Origin of the sequence: Salinibaculum sp. SYNS191 (genome assembly GCF_037338445.1) — an archaeon.
In the GTDB taxonomy this organism is placed as follows: domain Archaea; phylum Halobacteriota; class Halobacteria; order Halobacteriales; family Haloarculaceae; genus Salinibaculum; species Salinibaculum marinum.
Genome location: NZ_CP147838.1, coordinates 1,454,114 through 1,471,891 on the forward strand (window position 1 = coordinate 1,454,114; position 17,778 = coordinate 1,471,891).

A 17,778-nucleotide genomic window follows, 5' to 3' on the forward strand; every position below is an offset into this window, starting at 1 on the left:
CGACGGGTCGACCACGACAGTATCAAAACTCCCATATCGTCGCGCCGCCAGGGTCGCCATACTGCGAAGTGGTTTGCGTGACCAAGAAACGCGAATACAAAGACGACTATCCGAACAAGACGCTGTATCTCCCGGGACCGACCGAGGTTCGCGAGGACGTCATCGAGGCCATGGCCGAACCGATGTTCGGCCACCGGATGGACCGGATGACCGACCTCTACACGACCATCGTCGAGGACACCAAGGAGTTTCTCGGCACCGACGACGACGTCATCATCCTCACGGCCTCCGGCACCGAGTTCTGGGAGGCGACCACGCTCAACCTGGTCGACGAGAACATGCTCGTGGCGACCTCCGGCGCGTTCAGCGAGCGCCAGGCCAACGTCGCCGACCGCCTGGGCAAGACCGTCGACCGCATCGAGTACGAGTGGGGCACGGCGGTCAAACCCGAGGACATCCGCGACGCGCTCGAAAACGGCGACAGGGACTACGACGCCGTCGGCGTCGTGATGAACGAGACGTCGACGGGCGTCAGGAACCCGGTCGAGGAAATCGGCGACCTCATGGGGGACTACCCGGACACCTACTTCGTCGTCGACGCCATCTCCTGTCTCGGCGGCGACTACGTCGACGTCGAGGAACACAACATCGACTGCATCTTCACCTCGACGCAGAAGGCCTTCGCGATGCCGCCCGGACTGGCCGTCTGTACCGTCAGCGACGCCGCCTACGAGCGGGAACTCGACAAGGACTCCGCCTCCTGGTACGGCGGTTTCCAGCGCTGTCTGGACTACTACGACCGGAAGGGCCAGACCCACTCGACGCCGGCCATCCCCATCATGCTGGCCTACCGCAAGCAGATGAAACACATGCTGGAGGAGGGCCACGAGGCCCGCGACCAGCGCCACCGCGAGATGGCCGAGTACGCCCGCGACTGGGCGCGCGAGCACTTCGGCCTGTTCGCCGAGGAGGGCTACGAGTCCCAGACAGTGACCTGCGTCGAGAACACGCAGGGCATCGACGTCGCCGCCACCGTCGAGGAAGTCTCCGAGGAGTACGACATGGTCTTCTCCAGTGGCTACGGCGACCTGAGCGAGGAGTCGTTCCGCATCGGCCACATGGGCGAACACACCGTCGAGAGCGTCAAGGAACTCACCGACGCCATCGAAGACGTCGCCGGCCTCTGACGCGCAGACCAGCCCCTTTCTGCTACCCGTCGTGTCCCCTGACCCAGTTTATCGTTGGCCTCGGGCCGAGTAATCCGAGGGTACCGTCGCGTAATACCCATTACCAGCGGTTCTAACGGTCGTTGTCGGCATGATGACGACGTATAACAATGTGAGCACGTCCCGCTCACTCCCCCTGGCGGACTCTCGCCAGACAGACACATGTTCGAAGAACGTCCAACCACGGGGACACGCCCGCTCGCGGTGCTCTTCGTCGTGCTTCTCGCGACGGGGATGGCACTCGCGGGGGCCGGGTCCGTGCACGCAAAGCAGTGCGGCACAGACCAGGCCATCGACGGCACACAGAACGCAGAACAGGACATCAGCAGCAAAAGCGACGGGAACACACAGCAACAGACCGCCGAGGTCAGTGGGAAGCTAGCAGGCAACGGCGACGCGAGTGACGCGAGCAACTGCCAGGACCGGCAGCAACGCCTCTACTACATGCAGAGCCAGGAACAGTGGGCTATCGTCAGCGACAACAACGAGCAGGTCCAGGGCCAGGGGCTGCACGTCTTCTACACGCAGGAACAGGACGCCAGCGACGGCAAGAACGCCCAGCGTAGCGACCAGAGCGGCAGCCTCACCCAGGAGCAGATTCAGTACGTCGTCCTGGAGCGGGGCAGCCAACAGCTCTCCGAGCAGCGGGCGAAACAGGCCCTCAAGCAGTCCCAGGCCGCCGGGTCGAGCGGCAACAGCCAGACGGCCTCCCAGACCGGCAACAGCATCAGCCAGTTCTCGGTCCAGTTGTCGATCGCCGGCAGCACCAACGACCAGAGCGGCAGTCAGGGTGCGAGCCAGTTCTTCACGCAGAAACAGGACGTCACCAAGGGTGACAAGAACAAGCAGACGGCCAAACAGAACGACAACGACGTCACCCAGAAGCGAGTTCAGGTCGTCGTCTTCGGGTCGAACAACGACCAGAAAGCAAAGCAGAGCGCAAGCCAGGACTTCGACCAGAAACAGGACGTCACCAAGGGCGACAAGAACAAGCAGACGGCCAAACAGAACGACAACGACGTCACCCAGAAGCAGGCCCAGCTAGTCCTGTTCGGGTCGAACAACGACCAGAAGGCAAAGCAGAGCGCAAGCCAGGACTTCGACCAGAAACAGGACGTCACCAAGGGCGACAAGAACAAGCAGAAAGCCAAACAGAACGACAACGACGTCGAGCAGCGACAGAGTCAGGCGGTCATCTTCGGCGCGAAGAACGACCAGAAGTCGACCCAGAAAGCCGACCAGGACGCCAAGCAGGGCCAGTCGGTGCTGAACGGTGACGAGAACGACCAGAAGGCCGACAGCGAGCAGGACGTCGACCAGGAGAGCCAGCAGGTCGCGAGCGGCCTGTTCAACGGCCAGGACAGCGACCAGGACGCGGACCAGAAGAGCAAACAGCAACAGGACATCGAGGACGGTAAAGACAACGAGCAGGACGCCGAGAACGACCAGGAGTCCGAACAGGACGCCGAGCAGAACGCACAGGGCATCGCGAACAAACAGAAGAGCGAGCAGGACGCAGAGCAGAAGAACAAACAGACGCAGGACATCGAGAACGGCAAAGACAACGAGCAGGACGCCGAGAACGACCAGGACAGCGAGCAGGACTCCGAACAGGACGCTAAAGGAGTGCTGAACTTCCAGGACGACGAGCAGGAGTCCGAACAGGACAGCGAACAGAGTCAGGAAGTCGACGGTGGCATCGAGAACGAACAGGACGCCGAGAACGAACAGGAAAGCGAGCAGGAGTCCGAGCAGGACGCCGAAGGAGCGCTCAACTTCCAGGATGCGGACGACGAGAACGAACAGGACAGCGAGCAGGAGCAGATAGCCGAGGACGCGAACCGGAACGAACAGGACGCCGAGAGCGAGCAGGAGAACGAACAGGAGTCCGAACAGGACGCCGAGGGAGCGCTCAACTTCCAGGACGACACGCAGGAGAACGAGCAGGAGAGCGAGCAAAAGCAGGAGGCCGAGGACGGTGACGAGAACGAGCAGGACGCCGAGAACGAACAGGAATCCGAGCAGGAGTCCGAACAGGACGCCAAGGGACTGCTGAACAAGCAGGACTCCGAACAGGAATCCGAACAGGAGATAGAGAGCGAGCAAGAAGTCGAGGAAGGTGACGAAAACGAGCAGGAATCCGAGAGCGAACAGGAATCCGAGCAGGAGTCCGAACAGGACGCCAAGGGATACGACAACGAGCAGGAATCCGAACAGGAGAACGAACAGGAGTCCGAACAGGAGCAAGAAGTCGAAGACGGTGACGAGAACGAGCAGGATGCAGAGGCCGAACAGGAATCCGAGCAGGAGTCCGAACAGGACGCCAAGGGACTGTTGAACGAGCAGGAATCTGAACAGGAGAACGAACAGGAATCCGAACAGGAGCAAGAAGTCGAGGACGGTGACGAAAACGAGCAGGAGTCCGAGAACGAGCAAGAGAGCGAGCAGGAGTCCGAGCAGGACGCCAAGGGATACGACAACGAGCAGGAATCTGAACAGGAGAACGAACAGGACTCCGAACAGGAGCAAGAAGTCGAAGACGGTGACGAAAACGAGCAGGATGCAGAGGCCGAACAGGACTCCGAACAGGAGTCTGAGCAGGACGCGAAGGGCGTGTTGAACGAGCAGGACTCCGAACAGGAGAACGAACAGGAGTCCGAACAGGAGCAAGAAGTCGAAGACGGTGACGAGAACGAGCAGGAATCCGAGAGCGAACAGGAATCCGAGCAGGAGTCCGAGCAGGACGCCAAGGGATACGACAACGAGCAGGAATCCGACCAGAGCGTCGAGCAGGAATCCGAGCAGGAACAGGAAGTCGAAGACGGCGACGAGAACGACCAGGACCAGGAGCAGACGTCCGACGTGGAGCAGGACTCCGACCAGGAAGCGACGGGGTACAACAACGACCAGAGCAGTGAGCAGGACGTCGACGCCGAACAGGAGCAGGAACAGGAGGTCGAGGACGGCGACAACAACGACCAGGACCAGACCCAGAGCGCCACGATAGACCAGACGAGCGAGCAGACCGCTGGCGGTGGCGAGGACCAGGACCAGAGCCAGGAGACGGACCTGGAGCAGGAACAGGACCAGGAGACCAGCGGGAGCAACAACGACCAGGACCAGGAGCAGTCGACGACGCTGACCACGAGCCAGTCACAGGACTGACCGGCCGACCCGCTCTCCCGACCGCCTCCTTCTTTAGGAACAGATTACACGCCACGCCGGCGTCTCCGGGGGCCGTGACTAACCCCAACCTATCGCGGAGTACGGCGACACCAAAACCGAGAATGCCGGACGGGTGCGCCGGGTAAGCGGTTGCGAAGACGAGCAACGGTATCTCCGCTTTTTGTAGGTTGGAATGGACGGTGAGTGACAGAGTGATGTCACAGGCGAAACCGGGGGTACGGAGCGAGGAGGACATACGCAAGGCAGTCCGGAACACCCGCCGGCGGTACGTGCTGTATCACCTGTGTCACAGCGACGGCGTCGCGCAGTTCGACGACCTCGTCGAGCGAATCGCCGCGTGGGAGACGGAGTCCCCGTCCGGGAACGTTCCGGCGCGAAAGCGGGAGTCCGTCTACAGTTCGCTCTACCAGACCCACCTGCCGAAACTGGAGCGCATCGGCCTGGTCACGCACGACACGAGTGCGGGGACGGTGAAACTGACCGAGAAGGGCGAGCGAATATCGGTGTACTGCGCGGCCAACACCCTGCCAGCCACGGCGTTCCCGAAGGTCACGCTCGGGCTGGGCGGACTCGTCCTGTCGCTGCTCGTCGCCGGCCACCTCGGTGCCATCGCTGCCGGGCTCACCATCGGGCTCGCTGCCGCGGGGGTCGCCGGCCTCGTGCTGGCGCTCGTGCGGCAGGTCCGGTCGGACCACGCGTGGCATCGCCGGTACCGCCAGCGCGGCCCGGACTACATCGTCGAAATCGACGAGCGCTGAGCGGCTCGACCACGCGACATCGGTCGCCAGTACCGGGGCGACGGTGCAGGCCCCGGGGCGGGCGTGACCGAGCGCAACCGGGTAACCGACGGGTTCTATACCCGGTCGCCACAAACCGCCGGCATGACCACGGCCGCGCAGGCCCCCGAGGACAACCCCTACGTCGAGGACCCCGACACGGACTTCGAGCCGGTCGCGGAACTGAGCGAGGAAGCGGCCCGCGAGCAGGCCGCCCAGCTCCGGGAGGCCATCCGCTACCACGACTACCGCTACTACGTCGCCAGCGACCCCGTCGTCGGCGACCGGACCTACGACGCCCTCTTTGCGCGGCTGGAGGACCTGGAGGAGGCCTTCGACCTGGACCGGTCGGGCAGCCCCACCCAGCGCGTCGGCAGCGAACCCGTCGACGAACTCGACACCGTCGACCACGTCGCGCCAATGCTCTCCATCGACCAGAGCGGCGAGGCCGAGGACGTCCGTGCCTTCGACGAGCGCGTCCGCGACGAACTCGGCGTCGACGCGGTGACGTACATGTGCGAGCCGAAGTTCGACGGGCTCTCCGTCGAGGTGGTCTACGAGGACGGCGTCTACGAGCGGGCCGCCACGCGGGGCGACGGCGAGCGCGGCGACGACGTGACAGCGCAGGTGCGCACGATTCCGAGCGTCCCACAGCGCCTGCGCGGCGACTACCCCGAGTTCCTGGCGGTCCGCGGCGAGGTGTACATGCCCCGGGACGCCTTCCAGCAGTTCAACCGCGAGCGCGTCGAGGCCGGGCAGGACCCCTTCGCCAACCCGCGCAACGCCGCCGCCGGGACGCTCCGGCAACTCGACCCCTCGGTCGTCGCCGAGCGACCGCTGGCCGTCTTCTTCTTCTCGGTGCTCGACGCCTCGGTCGACTTTACGACCCACGCCGAGCGCAACGAGCGCCTGCCGGCGTGGGGCCTGCGGGTCAGCACGGACAGCGAGCACGTCGACGACATCGAGGACGCCATCGACTACCGCGAGCAGATGCTCGACGCTCGCGACGACCTCGACTACGAGATAGACGGCGTCGTCGTCAAGGTCGACGACTTCGACGCCTGCGAGCAACTGGGTCGGACCTCCCGCGCGCCGCGGTGGGCCTTCGCCTACAAGTTCCCCGCCCGCAGCGAGCGGACGACGGTCCGGGACATCGTCGTCCAGGTCGGCCGGACCGGCCGCCTGACGCCCGTCGCGCTGCTGGACCCGGTGGAGGTCGGCGGCGTCACCGTCTCGCGGGCCAGCCTGCACAACCCCGAGGAGATCGCCCGCCTGGACGTCGCCGTCGGCGACGAGGTCCACGTCAAGCGCGCCGGCGACGTCATCCCCGACGTGGCCGAGGTGGTCGAGAAACACGCCGAGGGGCACTTCGACTTTCCCGACACCTGCCCGGTCTGTGACAGCCCCGTCGAGCGCGACGGGCCGCTCGCCTTTTGCACCGGCGGCGTCGCCTGCCCCGCGCAACTGGAGCGGGCCGTGAAGCACTACGCCAGCCGCGACGCGCTGGACATCGAGGGACTGGGGGAGAAAAGCGTCGCACAGCTCGTCGAGGCCGGCCTCGTCGAGGGACTGGCCGACCTCTACACGCTGGAGGAAGCCGAGCTTCGAGAGCTAGAGGGATGGGGCGAGACCAGCGCCGAGAACCTCGTTTCCGAGATAGGGGCCACGACGGAGCCGCCGCTCGCGGACTTCCTGACGGCGCTCGGCATCCCCGAGGTCGGCTCGACCACCGCCCGGTCGCTCGCCCAGCACTTCGGTACCTTCGAGGGTATCGAGGACGCCAGCGAGGACGAACTGCGGGAGGTGGCAGACATCGGGGAGACGGTCGCTGCGGAGATTCGGGGCTTCTTCGAGAGCGAGCAGAACCGCGCGGCCATCGACGCGCTGTTAGAGCACGTCACGCCACAGGAGGCCGAGACGAGCAGCGGCGACGAACTCGACGGGCTGACGATGGTGTTCACCGGGGCGCTGGACCGTTTCACCAGGAGCGAGGCACAGGACCTCGTCGAGCGCCACGGCGGGTCGGCGACCAGCAGCGTCTCGGGCAACACGGACTACCTCGTCGCCGGCGAGAATCCGGGCCAGAGCAAGCGCGACGACGCCGACGCCAACGACGTGCCGGTGCTCTCCGAGGAGGACTTTCTCGACCTGCTGGACGAGCGGGGCGTCGACGTCTAGAGGTCACCGGCGCTGAACCGGCGGTAGGCCGCCAGCGGCACGAGCGTCAGCCACCCGAGGAGGACGGCGACGGCGAGTCCGACCGACTCGACGCCGGTCCCGATGAAGCCCCCGCCCCCAAAGTCCGGGCCGGCGACGAAGGCGTCGACGAGCACCTGGAACGAGGAGACGGGGTTGAGCGAGCGGACGTAGGGCGTCCACCCCGGCAACGTCTCGGGCTGGGCGAAGCCGTTGGCGACGTAGGCGAGCAGACCGGGCAGCGACGACCAGAAGAAAAAGAAGAGGAGGAACGCGCCGAAGGCCAGCGTACCGGCGGCGGCAGTCGAGCGGACGCTCGCGGAGATGCTGACGCCGACGGCGACGAAGACGACACCCAGCGTCGCGCCGAGAACGGCGGCCAGGAGGGTCTTCGTCGGCGAGACGAAGACGCCCCGGACGGCCGCACCCAGCGCCAGCGCGACGAACCCCGAGACGACGCCCGTGGCGACCAGCGCCGCGCGGCCGACGTAGGTCCCGAGGAAGTAGTCCCGGCGGCTGTAGGGCAACCCGAGCAGGAACTGCAGGCTCCCGCTCGTGCGCGGGCCGGCGATGCCCTCGTAGCTCAGCCCCAGCGCGACGATGGGGACCAGCAGCGTCATCGCGCTCAGGACCACCAGCGGCAGCGCCGCTCGCAGCGTCTCCGGGTCGCCGGTCGTGGTGCTGAGATAGCCCTGTGCGCCGCCGACGAGCGCGAAGATGGCGACGGTGACCAGCAACGTCCGCGTCCGCGTCGCGTCCCGGACCTCTTCCCGGGCGAGTCTGTGCCACCTCATGTGTACTGTGCGAAAAGTTCGTCCAGAGACGTCCGGCTGGTCTCGAAGTTCTCGACGGTCGCGCCGTCGGCACGGACTGCGTCGACGACGGCCGCCTTCGCGGCGTCCTCACAGGCGACGGTCACCGTCCGGCCGTCCGCGCTGACGTCGGTGACGCCGGCCACGTCGCGCACGCGAGCGAGACAGTCCTCGGAAGGTTGGGCAGCCAGCGTCACGTCCAGGCGGCCCCCGCCGCCGGCCGCGGCACGGAGACCGTCGATGGAGTCGACGGCGACGAGTTCACCCTGCCGGAGGATGCCGACGCGGTCCGCGACCGCTTCCACCTGGTCCAGGATGTGGCTGGAGAAGAACACGGCCGTGCCGTCCGCGCTGAGGCTGGTCACGGTGTCGCGGACGAACCGCGCGCCGTTGGGGTCCAGGCCGGTCGTCGGTTCGTCGAGGATGAGCAGGTCGGGGTCGCCGACGATGGCCATGCCGAGCGCGAGGCGCTGGCGCATCCCCTTCGAGTACGCGGCGGCCGAGCGGTCGGCGACGCTGTCGAGGCCAACGAGGTCGAGGACGGCGTCGGGGTCGTCGTCGACGCCCTTCGACTCCGCGGCGAAGGCGACGTGCTCCCGGCCGGTCTTCTGCCCGAGGACGTTGAACCCCTCGGGGAGGACGCCCACGTGGTCGCGGACGGCGACGGGGTCGGCCTGCGCGTCGATGCCGAACACCTCGACGGACCCGCTGGTGGGCTTGAGGTAGTCGAGCACGATGTTGATGGTCGTCGACTTCCCGGCCCCGTTGGGCCCGAGAAAGCCGAAGACCTCCCCCTCCCGGACCGTCAGGTCGAGGTCGCGGACGGCGGTGACGCCGCCGAAGTCCTTCGTGAGGGCAGCGGCTTCGAGTGCGGGCATACGTCGCGTGGTCGAAGGTGTCGCTCAAGTGTGTTGTGGTCCGCTCAGAGGTCCGCGCTCCGGAAGCGCAGGTAGCCCAGCACGACCGGGACGACGGTCCACAGCACCAGCGCGACGATGCCGACCCAGGGCGTGGCGAAGGCGGCCTCGAACGCGTCGGCGGCGGGTGCGGTCCCGCCGGCCTGGACGGGGGCGTCCGGGATGACGGCCGTGAGACTCGTGACGAACGCGCTGCTGGGCGGCACCTGGCTGACGGGGTATATCCACGCCGGGAAGTCGGCGGCGGTCGCCGGGAACGCGAAGCCGTTGGCGACGTAGGTCAACCCCAGCACGACGACGTCCCAGAGGAACTCGAAGACGAGCAGGAACCCGATTGCCAGCGCCGCGGCGCGGGTGGTCGACCCGGTCGTGGCAGAGAGACCGACCATGATGCCGGCGTAGGTCAGCGCGAAGAGGAGGCCGACGAGGCCAAAGAGGACCGTCGGAACGGCCGCGAACTCGCCCAGCAGCGCCATGCCGGCGACGACGCCGACGAAAAGCGCCACGACGATGGGCACCGCCAGGACGGCGGTTCGGCCGACGAGTTTCCCGAACACGACGTCGCCGCGGGTGTGTGGCAGCGAGAGCAGTATCTTCATGCTGCCCGTCTCGCGCTCGCCCGCGACCGACTTGTAGCAGGTGACGATGGCGGCGACGGAGACGAACAGGCCGATCGCGCTGGCGACGAAGAAGATGAGCCCGAGCGCGGAGGGGTCCCCGCCGGCCACCTCCTCGACGGTGGCGTACAGCACCGAGACGCCGCCGACCAGCAGGAGGAAGACGGCCGACAGGCCCCACAGCGCCCGCGAGCGGATGGCGTCCTGGAAGTCCTTGCGCGCGACGACGGCCCAGCTCATGCTTCTCCCTCCGTGTAGGAGATGAACAGTTCCTCGAGCGAGGACTCGTCGGTCTCGAAGTCACGCACCGTCACGCCGCGTTCCTCCAGGGCGTTCAGTACCGCCGTCTTCGAGCCGTCCGCGACGCCGACCGTGAGCTGAGAGTCCGTCTGCGAGACGTTCGAGACGCCGTCGAGTGCGCGCACGGCGTCCAGCGCCGCGTCGTCGATGCCGTCGACGGTAATTTTTAACCGGGCCTCGGTGCCCGCCGCGTCGCGCAGTCCCTCGACGGAGTCGACGGCGATGAGTTCGCCCGCCCGGAGGATGCCGACGCGGTCACAGACAGCCTCGACCTGGCTGAGGACGTGCGACGAGAAGAAAATCGTCGTGCCCTGGCGGCTCTCCTCGCGGACGATTTCGCGTATCTCCCGCGCTCCCGTGGGGTCGAGTCCGGTTGAGGGCTCGTCGAGGATGAGCAGGTCGGGGTCGCCGGTCAGCGCCATCCCCAGCGCGAGGCGCTGGGTCATCCCCTTCGAGTACCCGCCGGCCTTCCGGTCGGCGGCGTCGGCGATTCCGACCCGTTCGAGGACGTCTATCGGGGCCTCGTCGGCCTCTTTCGACTCGACGACGAACTGGATGTGCTGGCGGCCGGTCAGGCGGTCGTAGACGTGGAAACCGTCGGGAAGCACCCCGGTCCGTTCGCGGACGGCAAGGGTCTTCTCCTGGGCGTCCATGTCGAAGACCCGCGCCTCGCCGGCCGTCGGCCGGACGAAATCCAGCAGGATGTCGATTGTCGTCGACTTCCCCGCGCCGTTGGGCCCGAGGAAGCCGAATATCTCCCCCTCGTCGACGGTGAGGTCCACCCCGCCGAGGGCCGTCACGTCGCCGTACCGTTTCGTGAGACCAGTCAGTTCGATGGCGGCCATACGTGTAGTATCGCCCACAGACACCTAATAACCGAATCCAGTGGTGCAGGCACTGCAGTCGGTGCCAACTCTTATATAGAAGGTCGCGGCTCAGACCGCCTCGTCCGGATCGTGGTCGTCGGACATCCGGGTCGCTTCGGCGGCGTAGCGCTCCCGTTCCTCGTCGGGCGTCGGTTCGAGGCGGTCCTCCTCGACGTCGACGGCGGCCGTCACGTCCTTCTGCATCAGCATCCGCTCGGAGAGTTGCCGGCGGAGGTAGCGGTCGCCGTCCGTGGTGGCGTAGACGAGGCGGACCATCCCCTTGTCGTTGTACGTGCGGTCGACGAGCCAGACGCGCGTTTCGGCCATACCCACGCTTCGCTCGCGGCCGTGTTGTATCCACCGAGTGCCGCCGCGGCGGGCACAGGGAGCCCCGAGCGTTGAAATAGGGTGCCGACCTACCCGCGACCATGACAGGGTGGCGCGACCGGGTCGACCAGCTCCTCTACGACGGCGAGTCCGTCCGGGAGACGGTCGCGTTCGACGACGCCAGCGTCGTCGTCACCAGCCACCGCGTCCTCGCCTTTACCCCCGAGGCCGACGGCGCGAACTTCCAGCAGGTCGACCGGCCCAACGTCGACGGCGTGGGCACCAGCGCACGGAGCAAGGCCGGCCTGCTCGAACGCGGCATCCGCTACGGCCTCGTCGGGGCAGTCCTCGTCGTCGCCGGCCAGTTCGTGAACCTCGACGGCCTCGTCGGCGGCGTTGACCTCCAGGGTCAGGCGACGGGCGAACTCGGCCTGGGCGGTATCATGGGGACGCTGCAGACGATGCTGAACCTGCTCACCCGCCTCGACCAGTTGCTGCAGGTGGTCGGCGCGCTCGCCCTCCTGCTCGCCGTCGTGCTGCTCGGGGTCTACTGGGTCACCCGCGAGGCGACGCTGGTCGTCGAAGTCGCCGGCGGAGACGACATCCACGTGCCGCGGCCGAGCGACGCCACGGACGCCCGGGACCGGCTGGCTGCGGCGGTCTCGCCGAGGACAGACGAGGCGCGAGAGCAGGGGAACGTGGGTGACCCGCTGGGGGAGTCGTGACGCTGATAGCGCCCGAGCGCCTACCCGGGACCGATGGACGCCGAGGCTGTCCGCGAGCGCGCCGGTGACCTCCCGGCGGAGCCGGGGGTCTACCAGTTCCTGTCCCGCGAGGACGGGGAGGACGAACGGGTGCTCTACGTCGGGAAGGCCGTGGACGTGCGCGACCGGGTTCGGTCCTACGCCGACCCCAGAAGCGAGCGCATCCGCCAGATGGTCCGCCGCGCCGACGGCGTCGACGTGGCCGTCACCGACACGGAGACGCAGGCGCTGTTGCTGGAGGCGAACCTCATCAAGCGCCACCGGCCGCGGTACAACGTCCGCCTGAAGGACGACAAGTCCTACCCGCTCGTGCAGTTGACCGACCACGCCTTCCCGCGCGTCGAGATTACCCGCGACCCCGACGAGGGCGCGACAGTGTTCGGCCCGTTCACCAGCATGGGCCAGGTCGAGGTGGTCGTGAAGGCCCTCCGGGAGACCTACGGCCTGCGCGGGTGCTCGGACCACAAGTACGCCAACCGGGACCGGCCGTGTCTCGACCACGACATCGGCCTCTGTACCGCCCCTTGCACCGACGAAATCGACCGCGAGTCCTACCGCGGCGACGTGGAGTCCGTCGAGCGCTTCTTCGGCGGCGAGACCGGTATCCTCGCGGACCCCCTTCGCCGCGAGATGGAGGCGGCCGCCGAAGCACAGAACTTCGAGCGGGCGGCGAACCTGCGGGACCGCCTGACAGCGGTCGAGGCGTTCCACGGCACCGGCGGCGATGCGGTCAGTGAAGCCGGCAGCGGCCGCGAGACAGTCGACGTCCTCGGCGTCGCTCTCGACGGCACCGACGCCACCGTCGCGCGACTCCGGGCCGAGAACGGCAAACTCGTTGAGCGCGACCGGCACGCGATGGAGGCACCCGACGGCACCGACGACCCGGCCGCCGTCCTGGGCGCGTTCATCCCGCAGTACTACGCCGAGCGCGAGTTGCCCGACGCCGTGCTGTGCCCGCAGCGACCGGCCGGGACGGCGGGCGGCCAGGGCGAGGCCGACGACAGCGTCGACGCGTGGCTGTCGGCGGCCGGCGTGGACGTGCGCGTGCCCGGTGCCGGTCGGGAGGCGACGCTGGTCGACCTGGCGATGAAGAACGCCCGGCGGAGCCCCGGCCGCGAGGACGGGACCGCGGCGCTGGCCGACGCGCTCGGCCTGGACCGCGCCGACCGCATCGAGGGCTTCGACGTGAGCCACGCTCAGGGCCGGGCCGTCGTCGGCAGCAACGTGACCTTCGTCGGCGGCGAGGCCGAGAAGGCCGGCTACCGGCGGAAGAAACTCGACGACCGGAACGACGACTACGAGAGCATGCACGCGCTCGTCCGCTGGCGCGCCGACCGCGCCGTCGAGGGTCGGGACGACCGGCCGGACCCGGACCTGCTGCTCATCGACGGCGGCGAGGGACAACTGACCGCGGCCCGGGAGGCGCTGGCCGACGTGGGCTGGGACGTTCCCGCCGTCGGACTGGCGAAAGCGGAGGAGCGGGTCGTGACGCCGGACGGCAGTTTCGACTGGCCCGACGACGCACCGCACCTGCACCTGCTCCAACGCGTGCGCGACGAGGCCCACCGCTTCGCGGTCCAGTACCACGAGACGGTCCGCGACGAGGTGTCGACCCCGCTGGACACCATCCCCGGCGTCGGGCCGGCGACGCGCAAGCGCCTGCTCCGCCGCTTCGGGAGCGTCGACGGCGTCCGGAAGGCTTCGCCCGCCGAACTCCGGGACGTCGAGGGCGTCGGCCCGGAGACGGCGGCCCGCCTCGACGAGGCGCTCTGACTGGCACGCGTGGGAACCGAACGAGAAAACGACGCGAGCGAGATTCGATATAGCAGCATCTGATTTATGCCCCGGAGTAGCCCAAACTGCGAATCGGGCGCAGGAAGCGCCCGGACGGCCTCTCTCCGTAGTCTCGGCTCCCGAGGTCGCGAGACGGGGCCAGAGGGGCCGAAATCGCGAAACGACTCGCCAGGCTGGAATCACGCCGGGGACAGCGCGAGGCACTTCCGGCGACGGCCGTGACGCACGGGCGTGTCCGACCGGGCCCCCCACAGAGCGTGTGGAATTAACAACACCCTTGTAGACCATGGCGAAAACGGATATGGTCGGGTAGAATATACACCTATATGACATTTTGGCAGGAGCAGAGAGGCCCTCGAGGAGAGAATCATTCGTCCGCGTTGGCTGACCTCCGTCGTCGGCAGTTACTCGCTGCACTCCTGGAACAGCATCCTCACCGCGGCGAACTGCCGGATGGCTGGCTGTAGTTCCATGACAGGGCGAAACAACACCCGGAGTACGCTGTCAGGATGAAATCGGTCATCAAGTGGCTCCAGTCGATTACGCAGACGACACAATCTACCGAGAGTCCCGAAACGACACAGTCGTCGCTCTATGTCTGCCAGAGCTGTGATTCGGCATATATTGCGACGGAAAAGCAAACTTGTTCGACATGTGACGGCCCCGTCGAGCAAGTTCCAGCCACACTCGACGAGACGTAGTCACCCTGTATCTATCACTTCGAAACGGACGAGACAGGTTCTCTGACATGCTTCCGTACCCAGGTGCCCACCGACGAGCCAGGACAGTCTGCCTCGGTCACCGGCGAGGGCCGGGACCGACCGGCACTCACCTGAAACTTCGCGCGCGCAAGCGGTGACGAACGGCTACCGCCGTATCGGGAGAGGGCTGGCGCGCAGTGGCGTAGTCCGAAGTGTCGAATCAGACCCGGTAGCCACGGCACAGTCGCGGAGACCCAGCGAGCGACGGCCACCCACCCACAGCTGCCGACCGACCGCGGCCCCGTCCAGAGGTTGCACGCGCCAGCCACGACGTACCCGTGGCCGCCCCCGCACGGCCGCGAAACAACCGAGAGGGACTTCATAAACTACATGTCGCTATAGCAAATTTACTCCGCGCCGCCGACCGGCCGGCCGGGAAATCGACGGCAAGCGGGGCCGAACAGTTGGAATCTCGATAACGCCCCCGACAGGAGTACGCGATTCAAATATCCGTATTGTGGGTTGAGACGCGTATATGAAGCAGATTTCAGAAAATTGAGGCCAGGAGTTAAGTGAATTGTTGCATTCACAATACGTAGACTCGGGAGACCTACGGCCGATGGCTACCACATCCACTTCCGACACCGACGCACAGCCCCCGGACTTCGCCGCCCTCGCAGACGAGGCCGAACCCGGCGCAGTGATGGAGGACCACGCCGACGAGATAGTGACAGCCCTCGAACGTGCGACGAGAGGCGACGCAGAGGTAACCTGGCTGCAGGCGCAGTCCTGCACCGGCTGTACGATGTCGCTACTCCAGGCGGACTTTCCGGGTATCGAAGAGTCCCTCTCCGAGTTCCGGGAGGCGATAAGTTTCCACCCCACGCTGATGACGGCCGGGGGTGACCGGGCGCTCGACCGGCTCTCGGTCTCCCCGGACATCCTCATCGTCGAGGGGTCGATCCCGACGGCGGTACCCCGGGCCTCGACGCTGGGCCACGACGAGGAGGGCGAACCCCGGCCAATCCTCGACTGGGTCGTCTCGCTGGCCGAGGAGGCCGAGTACGTCGTCGCTATCGGCTCCTGTTCCGCTTACGGTGGGCTCCCGGCCGCCCAGGCCGGGCAGGCACCCGACAAAGGGGGCCGCGGCCCGACCGGAGCGAAGGGGCTGCAGTTCACCGGGCAGGACCCTGGTGGCGTCTTCGGCCCGGACTTCGAGGCGCTGAGCGGAAACCCGGTCATCAACGTCCCGGGCTGTCCCGCACACCCCGACCACTTCCTCCTGACGCTGGCGACGCTGCTGAACGGCCACGTCCCGGAACTCGACGACGAGCACCGGCCGATGCCGTTCTTCGAGCCGAACGTCCACGCCACCTGCCCGCTGTTCGACGAGTTCGTCGACAGCGACATGGCCGACCATCCCGGCGACGACGGTTGCCTGGCCGAGGTGGGCTGTGCCGGCTTCTACGCCTTCTGCGACGACTCCGACCGGTTGCGCAACGACGGGACCGCCGTCTGCCGGACCGCCGGCGCGCCCTGCATCGGGTGCGTCGAACCCGACTTCTGGGACCGCTTCTCGCCGTTCTACGAGAAGGGCGACAGCCAGGGCGACATCTGGGACGACGACTGATGCCGGAGATCGACATCGACCCGACGACGCGCATCGAGGGGCACCACTCCGCGACGCTGCACGTCGAGGACGGCGTCGTGACGGCAGTCAAATCGAAGATGGACATGTTCCGGGGCATCGAATCCATCGTCCTCGGCCGCCCGCCGGCGGACGTGCCCCAGTTCTGCCAGATGGTCTGTGGCGTCTGCTTCACCAGCCACCGGATGGGCTCGACGCTCGCCATCGAGGACGCGGCGCGCCGGGCAGGGGTCTTCGAGGGCGTCCCGAAGCAGGGCCGCCTGCTGCGGGACATCATGGAGGGGATGTTCCTCGTCTGGAACGACACCATCCACCTGTTCACGCTGGCCGGGCCGGACTACAGCGACGAGGTGGCCGACACCGGCTTCGAACGCCTGGACCCGGTCGGCGGCGCGGGCTACCGGGAAGCGCTTCGCCAGCAGCGGGTGCTCCTGCAGGCGTTCGCCGAGTTCGGCGGCAAAGCCCCCCACCCGCTGACCTACGCGCCCGGCGGCGTGGCGACGGAACCGGACGCCGAGACCATCGCCGACGTGCGAGAGACCGTCGCGGACGTCGACGACTGGCTCGGCCCGACGGACGCCGTCCCGGAGGCGCTGGCCGACGTGCGGGCGGGCGACGTCGAGAGCGACGAGGCCCAGGGCATCCACGACATGCTGAGCATCCTCGTCGCCGCCGCCGACGTCGACGCCGACACCTTCGGCCGCGGCCCCGACCGGTTCTACGCCAACGGGATGTTCAACGGGCTGGAGGACGGCGACGGCTACGTGCTCCCGCGCGGCGTCTACCGCGACGGCACGCTGGAACGGCCCACCCGGGAGGAAATCGTCGACAACATCCGTGAGGACACCGCCTACTCGTGGTACACGGACGCGAGCGCCGGCCACCCCGCCGAAGCGCCGGCACCGGACCCCGACCCCGAGAAGGAGGGGGCCTACTCCTGGGGGAAGGCCCCGCGCTACGACGGCGAGCCGATCGAGACGGGACCGCTGGCGCGACTCGTCGCCGCCGAGCGGGACCCGTTCGACCTCCGGGCGGAGCTCTGTGGCGAGGCCGTCGCCTCCAGTACGCTCCACCGCCTGGTCGCCCGCGTCCAGGAGTTGCTGCTCGTGCGCGACTGGCTGCTGGAGTGGCTGGACGCGCTGGACCCCAGCGGCACTTTCAGCAACGAGTGGACCGACGACTTCTCGGCCCAGGGCGTCGGCCTGTGGGGGGCGTCACGGGGCGCGCTGTCGCACTGGTGCACCGTCGAGGACGGCGAGGTGAGCCAGTACCAGATACTCTCGCCGACCCTGTGGAACCTCGGCCCCCGCGACGCCGACGGCGTGCCGAGCACCTTCGAGCAGGCCGTCGAGGGGATGCACATCGACGACCTGACCGAACCGATCGACGTGATGCGGACCATCCGGTCGTACGACCCCTGCCTCGGCTGTGCAGTCCACGTCCAGGGACCAGAGGAGAGCTTCCACGCCGAGGTGGAACCCGCCAGTCCGTCCCCCGGCGATCTGGAGTGACCGGCCGCCGGCACACGGCGAGTGCGCCGGAACGCCCGAGAACGGTCCGCTGTCCTGTCGTGGAGTCAAAATGTCTCAGCAAGTGGGAACGCCGACCACCGTTTTGTAAGGGGCCAGTGACTCTCGAGGCAGCGGCA

13 protein-coding genes are annotated in these 17,778 nt (G+C 67.3%); 8 read left to right on the top strand and 5 right to left on the bottom strand.

The window, feature by feature from the left end:
* Window positions 1-77: 77 nt before the first annotated feature.
* The 4 genes from WDJ57_RS07960 to ligA all read left to right on the top strand — a co-directional run bounded on the left by WDJ57_RS07960 (window position 78) and on the right by ligA (window position 7,366).
* Window positions 78-1,187 (top strand): pyridoxal-phosphate-dependent aminotransferase family protein, encoded by a 1,110-nt coding sequence (locus tag WDJ57_RS07960; RefSeq protein ID WP_338905397.1) that lies wholly within the window; start codon window positions 78-80, stop codon window positions 1,185-1,187.
* A gap of 201 nt (window positions 1,188-1,388) precedes the next feature.
* Window positions 1,389-4,391, top strand: coding sequence for a hypothetical protein (locus WDJ57_RS07965; protein ID WP_338905399.1), 3,003 nt, complete (start codon window positions 1,389-1,391; stop codon window positions 4,389-4,391).
* A gap of 215 nt (window positions 4,392-4,606) precedes the next feature.
* Window positions 4,607-5,170, top strand: coding sequence for a DUF7344 domain-containing protein (locus WDJ57_RS07970; RefSeq protein WP_338905401.1), 564 nt, complete (start codon window positions 4,607-4,609; stop codon window positions 5,168-5,170).
* A 123-nt stretch (window positions 5,171-5,293) separates the two neighbouring features.
* Window positions 5,294-7,366, top strand: coding sequence for an NAD-dependent DNA ligase LigA (gene ligA, locus WDJ57_RS07975; RefSeq protein ID WP_338905403.1), 2,073 nt, complete (start codon window positions 5,294-5,296; stop codon window positions 7,364-7,366).
* Here ligA and WDJ57_RS07980 read toward each other — a convergent pair.
* The 5 genes from WDJ57_RS07980 to WDJ57_RS08000 form a co-directional block, all read right to left on the bottom strand.
* A complete protein-coding gene (locus WDJ57_RS07980; RefSeq protein ID WP_338905404.1) occupies window positions 7,363-8,178 on the bottom strand; it encodes an ABC transporter permease subunit in 816 nt (271 codons plus the stop codon). The genes ligA and WDJ57_RS07980 overlap by 4 nt on opposite strands.
* Window positions 8,175-9,074: an ABC transporter ATP-binding protein gene (locus tag WDJ57_RS07985; protein WP_338905406.1), complete on the bottom strand. Its 900-nt coding sequence runs from the start codon at window positions 9,072-9,074 to the stop codon at window positions 8,175-8,177. Before WDJ57_RS07985 ends, WDJ57_RS07980 begins: the two co-directional genes overlap by 4 nt.
* 44 nt (window positions 9,075-9,118) lie before the next feature.
* A complete protein-coding gene (locus tag WDJ57_RS07990; RefSeq protein ID WP_338905407.1) occupies window positions 9,119-9,970 on the bottom strand; it encodes an ABC transporter permease in 852 nt (283 codons plus the stop codon).
* Complete coding sequence (locus tag WDJ57_RS07995) at window positions 9,967-10,875, bottom strand: ABC transporter ATP-binding protein (protein ID WP_338905408.1); 909 nt, start codon at window positions 10,873-10,875, stop codon at window positions 9,967-9,969. The genes WDJ57_RS07990 and WDJ57_RS07995 overlap by 4 nt, the downstream gene beginning before the upstream one ends.
* Window positions 10,876-10,965: 90 nt before the next feature.
* Entirely contained in the window at window positions 10,966-11,223 is a 258-nt protein-coding gene (locus tag WDJ57_RS08000; RefSeq protein WP_338905410.1) for a hypothetical protein, read from the bottom strand.
* Between the two features lie 101 nt (window positions 11,224-11,324).
* Here WDJ57_RS08000 and WDJ57_RS08005 point away from each other — a divergent pair, with 101 nt between their 5' ends.
* The 4 genes from WDJ57_RS08005 to WDJ57_RS08020 all read left to right on the top strand — a co-directional run bounded on the left by WDJ57_RS08005 (window position 11,325) and on the right by WDJ57_RS08020 (window position 17,641).
* Window positions 11,325-11,948, top strand: a complete 624-nt coding sequence (locus WDJ57_RS08005) for a hypothetical protein (RefSeq protein ID WP_338905412.1) — start codon at window positions 11,325-11,327, stop codon at window positions 11,946-11,948.
* 33 nt (window positions 11,949-11,981) lie between these two features.
* Entirely contained in the window at window positions 11,982-13,760 is a 1,779-nt protein-coding gene (locus WDJ57_RS08010) for an excinuclease ABC subunit C (protein ID WP_338905413.1), read from the top strand.
* Window positions 13,761-15,101: 1,341 nt separating this feature from the next.
* The gene (locus WDJ57_RS08015) at window positions 15,102-16,112 is read left to right on the top strand and encodes a hypothetical protein (protein ID WP_338905415.1); all 1,011 of its coding nucleotides are present in this window, start codon (window positions 15,102-15,104) and stop codon (window positions 16,110-16,112) included.
* Window positions 16,112-17,641: a nickel-dependent hydrogenase large subunit gene (locus tag WDJ57_RS08020; RefSeq protein WP_338905417.1), complete on the top strand. Its 1,530-nt coding sequence runs from the start codon at window positions 16,112-16,114 to the stop codon at window positions 17,639-17,641. The genes WDJ57_RS08015 and WDJ57_RS08020 overlap by 1 nt, the downstream gene beginning before the upstream one ends.
* The last annotated feature ends 137 nt before the right edge of the window (window positions 17,642-17,778 follow it).

What these genes read in the sequence shown, in the direction of transcription:
- WDJ57_RS07965 (WP_338905399.1), top strand. Translation starts at nt 1,389, where the DNA reads ATGTTCGAAGAACGTCCAACCACGGGGACACGCCCGCTCGCGGTGCTC.
- WDJ57_RS07970 (WP_338905401.1), top strand. Translation starts at nt 4,607, where the DNA reads ATGTCACAGGCGAAACCGGGGGTACGGAGCGAGGAGGACATACGCAAG.
- ligA (WP_338905403.1), top strand. Translation starts at nt 5,294, where the DNA reads ATGACCACGGCCGCGCAGGCCCCCGAGGACAACCCCTACGTCGAGGAC.
- WDJ57_RS07980 (WP_338905404.1), bottom strand. Translation starts at nt 8,178, where the DNA reads ATGAGGTGGCACAGACTCGCCCGGGAAGAGGTCCGGGACGCGACGCGG.
- WDJ57_RS07985 (WP_338905406.1), bottom strand. Translation starts at nt 9,074, where the DNA reads ATGCCCGCACTCGAAGCCGCTGCCCTCACGAAGGACTTCGGCGGCGTC.
- WDJ57_RS07990 (WP_338905407.1), bottom strand. Translation starts at nt 9,970, where the DNA reads ATGAGCTGGGCCGTCGTCGCGCGCAAGGACTTCCAGGACGCCATCCGC.
- WDJ57_RS07995 (WP_338905408.1), bottom strand. Translation starts at nt 10,875, where the DNA reads ATGGCCGCCATCGAACTGACTGGTCTCACGAAACGGTACGGCGACGTG.
- WDJ57_RS08000 (WP_338905410.1), bottom strand. Translation starts at nt 11,223, where the DNA reads ATGGCCGAAACGCGCGTCTGGCTCGTCGACCGCACGTACAACGACAAG.
- WDJ57_RS08005 (WP_338905412.1), top strand. Translation starts at nt 11,325, where the DNA reads ATGACAGGGTGGCGCGACCGGGTCGACCAGCTCCTCTACGACGGCGAG.
- WDJ57_RS08010 (WP_338905413.1), top strand. Translation starts at nt 11,982, where the DNA reads ATGGACGCCGAGGCTGTCCGCGAGCGCGCCGGTGACCTCCCGGCGGAG.
- WDJ57_RS08015 (WP_338905415.1), top strand. Translation starts at nt 15,102, where the DNA reads ATGGCTACCACATCCACTTCCGACACCGACGCACAGCCCCCGGACTTC.
- WDJ57_RS08020 (WP_338905417.1), top strand. Translation starts at nt 16,112, where the DNA reads ATGCCGGAGATCGACATCGACCCGACGACGCGCATCGAGGGGCACCAC.